The sequence below is a fragment of the Pseudomonas sp. SDT291_1_S447 genome (assembly GCF_054070155.1).
In genome coordinates, this window is sequence record NZ_JBSVXS010000200.1 from 1 (window position 1) to 6,142 (window position 6,142).

General features: G+C 60.2%; 2 protein-coding genes. One reads left to right on the top strand and one right to left on the bottom strand.

What is annotated here, in order from left to right; all coding sequences use genetic code 11:
* Positions 1–93: 93 nt before the first annotated feature.
* Positions 94–4,047, bottom strand: coding sequence for a trifunctional transcriptional regulator/proline dehydrogenase/L-glutamate gamma-semialdehyde dehydrogenase (gene putA, locus ACW9IR_RS28395; RefSeq protein WP_457465935.1), 3,954 nt, complete (start codon positions 4,045–4,047; stop codon positions 94–96).
* A gap of 457 nt (positions 4,048–4,504) precedes the next feature.
* On the opposite strand from putA, the gene putP reads away from it, so the two are divergent.
* Complete coding sequence (gene putP / locus ACW9IR_RS28400) at positions 4,505–5,989, top strand: sodium/proline symporter PutP (protein ID WP_095120686.1); 1,485 nt, start codon at positions 4,505–4,507, stop codon at positions 5,987–5,989.
* Positions 5,990–6,142: the final 153 nt, after the last annotated feature.

Genomic DNA, 6,142 nt, shown 5'->3' on the forward strand with positions numbered 1-6,142 from the left:
ATTTTGACTGACAGACCGCTATCGCGAGCAGGCTCACTCCTACAGGGAATTTCATTCCAGGCGACCGTTGTGGTCGCCTGGAGTTACAGCGGTTTAGCCGATGGTCATCAGGCTGGCATTACCACCCGCAGCAGCAGTGTTAACACTCAACGCCCGCTCGATCACCAGACGCTCCAGCGCAATATTGGTCTCGCCCTGGGACAAGCCCTGAACGCCAACGATCGCGCCGGCACGCTTGGCAATCTGCTGGCAAACCCCGCGCAACTGGTCGGAATGGCCGTGATGCAGAACCGCATCAAACACCACCTCATCCTTGTTCCAGTCAGAAACCAGCTTGATCCGCGCCTGAATCTCCTTCGGCAAGCGTGCGAACAATGCCTTGCTGATGTCGGACTCTGGCCACACCGCCGAACCGCCTACCGCCAGCACCGCCGCCAGTTGCGTCAGCAGATCACCTTCAACCTCGGCCAGGCAGAGCACGTGCTCACGCGGCAGAATGGCGTAGCTGTTTTTCTCGCCGGTCGGGCCGGCCAGCACGCGGGTGATGCCGCTCTGCGATTGCGCAGCGTACTGCACGCAGAGGGTGCTCAGGTCAGCGAACTTGTTGCTGTCAGCCCAAGCTTTCAGCGCGTTCAGCGGTTTGCTCATGGCATCGCGCAGGCGAACGTCCGGGGCGACAACGGCATCACCGCGAGCGAAGGATTGTTCGATGGCGTCGGTAGGGCGTGTCGCCAGCAAACGGTACAGGTACAGCGGGCCACCGGCTTTCGGGCCAGTACCCGACAGGCCTTCGCCGCCGAATGGCTGCACGCCGACCACGGCGCCGACGATGTTGCGGTTGACGTAGACGTTACCGGCGTTGACGTTGTCGATCACCTTGGCGATGGTTTCGTCGATTCGGGTGTGCACGCCCAGCGTCAGGCCATAACCGGAAGCGTTGATCTGAGCGATCAGTTGATCGATCTCTTTGCGCTTGTAGCGCACCACGTGCAGCACCGGCCCGAAGATCTCGCGTTGCAGCTCGTCGAAGCTTTCCAGCTCGATCAGCGTCGGCATGACGAAGGTGCCGCGTTTGACTTCTTCGGTGTCGGCGATCGCCACCTGGTACACATTGCGACCTTTGTCGCGCATGCCCTGGATGTGCTTATCGATGCCAGCCTTGGCTTCGGCGTCGATCACCGGGCCGATGTCCACGGACAGGCGCTCCGGGTTGCCGAGACGGCTTTCCGCCATGGCACCTTTGAGCATTTCGATGACGCGATCGGCGGAATCTTCCTGCAGACACAGTACGCGCAGCGCCGAGCAACGCTGACCGGCGCTGTCGAACGCCGAGGACACCACGTCGATCACGACTTGTTCGGTCAGTGCCGAGGAGTCGACGATCATTGCGTTCTGGCCACCGGTTTCGGCGATCAGCGGAATCGGACGGCCCTGGCTGTCGAGACGGCCAGCGATGTTGCGTTGCAGCAGACGCGCGACTTCGGTGGAACCGGTGAACATCACGCCTTTGACGCGCTCATCGCCAACCAGACCAGCGCCGACGGTTTCGCCGCGACCCGGCAGCAGTTGCAGCACGCCTTCCGGAATCCCGGCTTCGAGCATCAGGCGCACGGCTTGAGCGGCCACTAGTGGAGTTTGCTCAGCCGGTTTGGCCAATACCGGGTTACCGGCAGCCAATGCCGCAGCGACTTGACCGCTGAAGATCGCCAGCGGGAAGTTCCACGGGCTGATGCACACCACCGGACCCAGTGGGCGGTGGGCGTCGTTGCTGAAATCGTTGCGCGCCTGCACTGCGTAATAACGCAGGAAGTCGACCGCTTCGCGGACTTCAGCGATGGCGTTGGCGAAGGTCTTGCCGGCTTCGCGAGCCAACAGGCCCATCAGCGGCTGGATCTCGCCTTCCATCAAGTCAGCGGCACGTTCCAGAATCGCTGCGCGTTCGGCCGGCGGGGTGGCCTGCCAGATCGGTGCTGCGTTCAGCGCGCATTGAATAGCGTTGTCGACGTCTTCGACGGTGGCCTCTTGAGCATGACCGACTACATCACGGTGATCGGCTGGGTTCAGAACGGCTGCCGGCGTTTCGTTGCTGGAAGCGCAGCCGAGCATCGGCGCGGCTTTCCAGTCGTTGTGCGCAGTGGCGAGCAATGCGCAGGACAACGAAGCCAGACGATGTTCGTTGGCCATGTCGATGCCGCTGGAGTTGGCGCGTTCGGCACCATACAGATCACGCGGCAGCGGAATGCGCGGGTGCGGCAGGCCGAAACCACCTTCCACGGTCGCCATCTGCTCGATCTGCGCAACCGGGTCGGCCACCAGTTCCTGAATCGAAATCGACTGGTCGGCGATGCGGTTGACGAACGAAGTGTTCGCGCCGTTTTCCAGCAGTCGACGTACCAGATACGCCAACAGGGTTTCGTGGGTGCCGACCGGTGCGTACACGCGGCACGGACGGTTCAGCTTGCCTTCGGAAACTTTGCCGACAACTTGTTCGTAAAGCGGTTCGCCCATGCCGTGCAGGCACTGGAATTCGTACTGGCCCGGGTAATAGTTCTGACCGGCGATGTGGTAAATGGCCGACAGGGTGTGGGCGTTGTGCGTGGCGAATTGCGGGTAGATGACTTCCGGCACCGACAGCAGTTTGCGGGCGCAAGCGATGTAGGAAACGTCGGTGTACACCTTGCGGGTGTAGACCGGATAGCCTTCCAGGCCTTCGACCTGGGCGCGCTTGATTTCGCTGTCCCAGTACGCGCCCTTCACCAGACGGATCATCAGGCGATGACGGCTGCGGCGAGCCAGATCGATCACGTAGTCGATCACGTACGGGCAACGCTTCTGGTAAGCCTGGATCACGAAACCGATGCCGTTCCAGCCGGTCAGTTGCGGCTCGAAGCACAGGCGCTCCAGCAGATCCAGCGACAGTTCGAGACGGTCGGCTTCTTCGGCGTCGATGTTCAGGCCGATGTCGTATTGCTTGGCCAGCAGAGTCAGCGACAGCAGGCGCGGGTACAGCTCGTCCATCACACGCTCGTACTGCGCACGGCTGTAGCGCGGGTGCAGTGCCGACAGCTTGATCGAGATGCCCGGGCCTTCATAAATCCCACGGCCGTGGGACGCTTTGCCGATCGAGTGAATGGCTTGTTCGTACGACGCCAGGTACTTCTGCGCGTCGTGTTCGGTCAGTGCCGCTTCACCGAGCATGTCGTAGGAATAACGGAAGCCCTTGGCTTCGAACTTGCTCGCGTTGGCCAGCGCTTCGGCGATGGTTTCGCCGGTGACGAACTGCTCGCCCATCAGGCGCATGGCCATGTCGACGCCCTTGCGGATCATCGGTTCGCCGCTCTTGCCGATGATGCGGCTCAGCGACGACGTCAGGCCGGCTTCGTTGTGGGTCGAGACCAGTTTGCCGGTCAGCAGCAGGCCCCAAGTGGCGGCGTTGACGAACAGCGACGGGCTGTTGCCCAAATGTGGATGCCAGTTGCCGGTGCTGATCTTGTCGCGGATCAATGCATCGCGCGTGCCCTTGTCCGGGATACGCAGCAGCGCTTCGGCGAGGCACATCAGCGCCACGCCTTCCTGGGACGACAGGGAAAATTCCTGCAGCAGACCCTGAACAATACCTGCACGACCGCCGGCACTTTTCTGGTTACGCAGTTTTTCCGCGATGGCGGCGGCGAGTTTGTTGGTGGCTTCTGCCATCGGCGCTGGCAGGCGAGCCTGCTCGATCAGCATCGGCACCACTTCCGGCTCAGGACGACGGTAAGCGGCGGTGATCGAAGCGCGCAGTACGGACTGCGGCAGGATGCTTTCAGCAAATTCGAGGAAGCATTGGTGGGCGTGATCGGTGTGGACTTCGCCCGCCTCATCGGCGTCCTTGGCGGTCAAACCGTTCAGCTCGGTCAGGGTTGCACCACCCTCGAGTTTTTCCAGGTAATTGAAAATTGCCTGCTTGATCAGCCAGTGCGGTGTGCGATCAATCGAGGTCGCGGCCGCCTTCAGGCGCTCGCGGGTCGGGTCATCAAGTTTGACCCCAAGGGTGGTGGTAGCCATATTTTTATCCTCATGGTTGCCACAGTTGCGTGGCATCAGCTGGCCGCAAGATTAGCCGTGCGCCGAAAGAGGTGCAACCGGGTGCAACCCTTTTTTTGTCGGAAAAATAAACGCTTCGTCAGGAATTATTTTCTGGTACGGAAGTGCCGCACTTGCTTGGTGCTTTTACTTCTAGCAACACCCTCTGACTGCGCTAAAAGGAAGCAAAAACTGCCTGTTTCTCGGAATATCCGACTAGGTGCAACTAATTCGCGCGAAACTGGTTGCACCTTTTTTGGTTTGTTGCATAGCATTCGCGCCCTAGGTGCAACCGGGATAACCCGGTGCATCGGCTGGTGGCTTTCCTGGGGAAACATCAGTCCTAAATGCGCGGGATCGCGAATCGTCTGCCAAACGTTACCGTTTGCGCGCGGTTCATCACCGCTGCTACATAAAAACAAAGCCAGGGCGTAACTTAATGAGCGTAAGCAATCCAACACTGATCACGTTCGTGATCTACATCGCAGCAATGGTGCTGATCGGCTTCATGGCCTATCGCTCCACCAACAACCTTTCTGACTATATTCTCGGTGGTCGCAGCCTCGGTAGCGTCGTCACCGCGCTGTCTGCCGGTGCTTCCGACATGAGCGGCTGGTTGTTGATGGGCCTGCCGGGCGCCATCTACATGTCCGGTCTGTCCGAAAGCTGGATCGCCATCGGCCTGATCGTCGGTGCTTATCTGAACTGGCTGTTCGTCGCCGGCCGTCTGCGCGTGCAGACCGAGCACAACGGTGATGCCCTGACCCTGCCGGACTACTTCTCCAGCCGTTTCGAAGACAAAAGCGGTTTGCTGCGCATTATTTCGGCAATCGTGATCCTGGTGTTCTTCACCATTTACTGCGCCTCCGGCATCGTCGCTGGCGCCCGTCTGTTCGAAAGCACCTTCGGCATGTCCTACGAAACGGCGCTGTGGGCCGGTGCTGCGGCGACGATTGCCTACACTTTCGTTGGCGGTTTCCTCGCCGTGAGCTGGACCGACACCGTGCAAGCCACGCTGATGATTTTCGCGCTGATCCTTACGCCGATCATCGTCCTGCTGGCCACTGGCGGCGTCGACACCACGTTCCTGGCCATCGAAGCCAATGATCCAAGCAACTTCGACATGCTCAAAGGCACGACCTTCATCGGCATCATCTCGCTGATGGGCTGGGGTCTGGGCTACTTCGGTCAGCCGCACATCCTCGCGCGTTTCATGGCGGCGGATTCGGTTAAGTCGATCGCCAAGGCGCGTCGCATTTCCATGACCTGGATGATCCTGTGCCTGGGCGGCACCGTGGCGGTGGGCTTCTTCGGTATCGCGTACTTCTCGGCGCACCCGGAAGTTGCCGGTCCCGTGACCGAGAACCACGAACGCGTGTTCATCGAACTGGCCAAACTGCTGTTCAACCCATGGATCGCCGGTGTGCTGTTGTCGGCCATTCTGGCTGCGGTGATGAGCACCCTGAGCTGCCAGTTGCTGGTGTGCTCGAGCGCCCTGACCGAAGACTTCTACAAAACCTTCCTGCGTAAATCCGCTTCTCAGGTTGAGCTGGTCTGGGTCGGCCGCGCCATGGTGCTGTTGGTTGCACTGATCGCGATCGCCTTGGCCGCCAACCCGGAAAACCGCGTACTGGGTCTGGTGTCCTACGCATGGGCCGGTTTCGGTGCTGCGTTCGGTCCGGTTGTGCTGATCTCGGTTATCTGGAAAGAAATGACCCGCGACGGCGCACTGGCCGGTATTCTGGTCGGCGCGATCACCGTGGTGGTCTGGAAGCATTTCGAACTGCTGGGTCTGTACGAAATCATCCCGGGCTTCATCTTCGCCAGCCTGGCCATCTACATCGTCAGCAAGATGGGCGAGCCGACCAGAGGCATGGTGCAGCGCTTCGAAGCGGCGGAAAAAGATTTCCACCTGAACAAGTGATTGTTCTGAGCTGAGGCTCACCCGAAAACGGCCCGTTTCCTACAGGAGGCGGGCCGTTTTTTTTGTGCCTGTGATTTCTCTGATTCACCGCGCTCCCCTGTAGGAGTGAGCCTGCTCGCGATAGCGGTGTGTCAGTCGACATCAATGCTGAAT

Excerpts from the sequence above, each read along its gene's own strand:
- putA (WP_457465935.1), bottom strand. The coding sequence starts at position 4,047 with ATGGCTACCACCACCCTTGGGGTCAAACTTGATGACCCGACCCGCGAG.
- putP (WP_095120686.1), top strand. The coding sequence starts at position 4,505 with ATGAGCGTAAGCAATCCAACACTGATCACGTTCGTGATCTACATCGCA.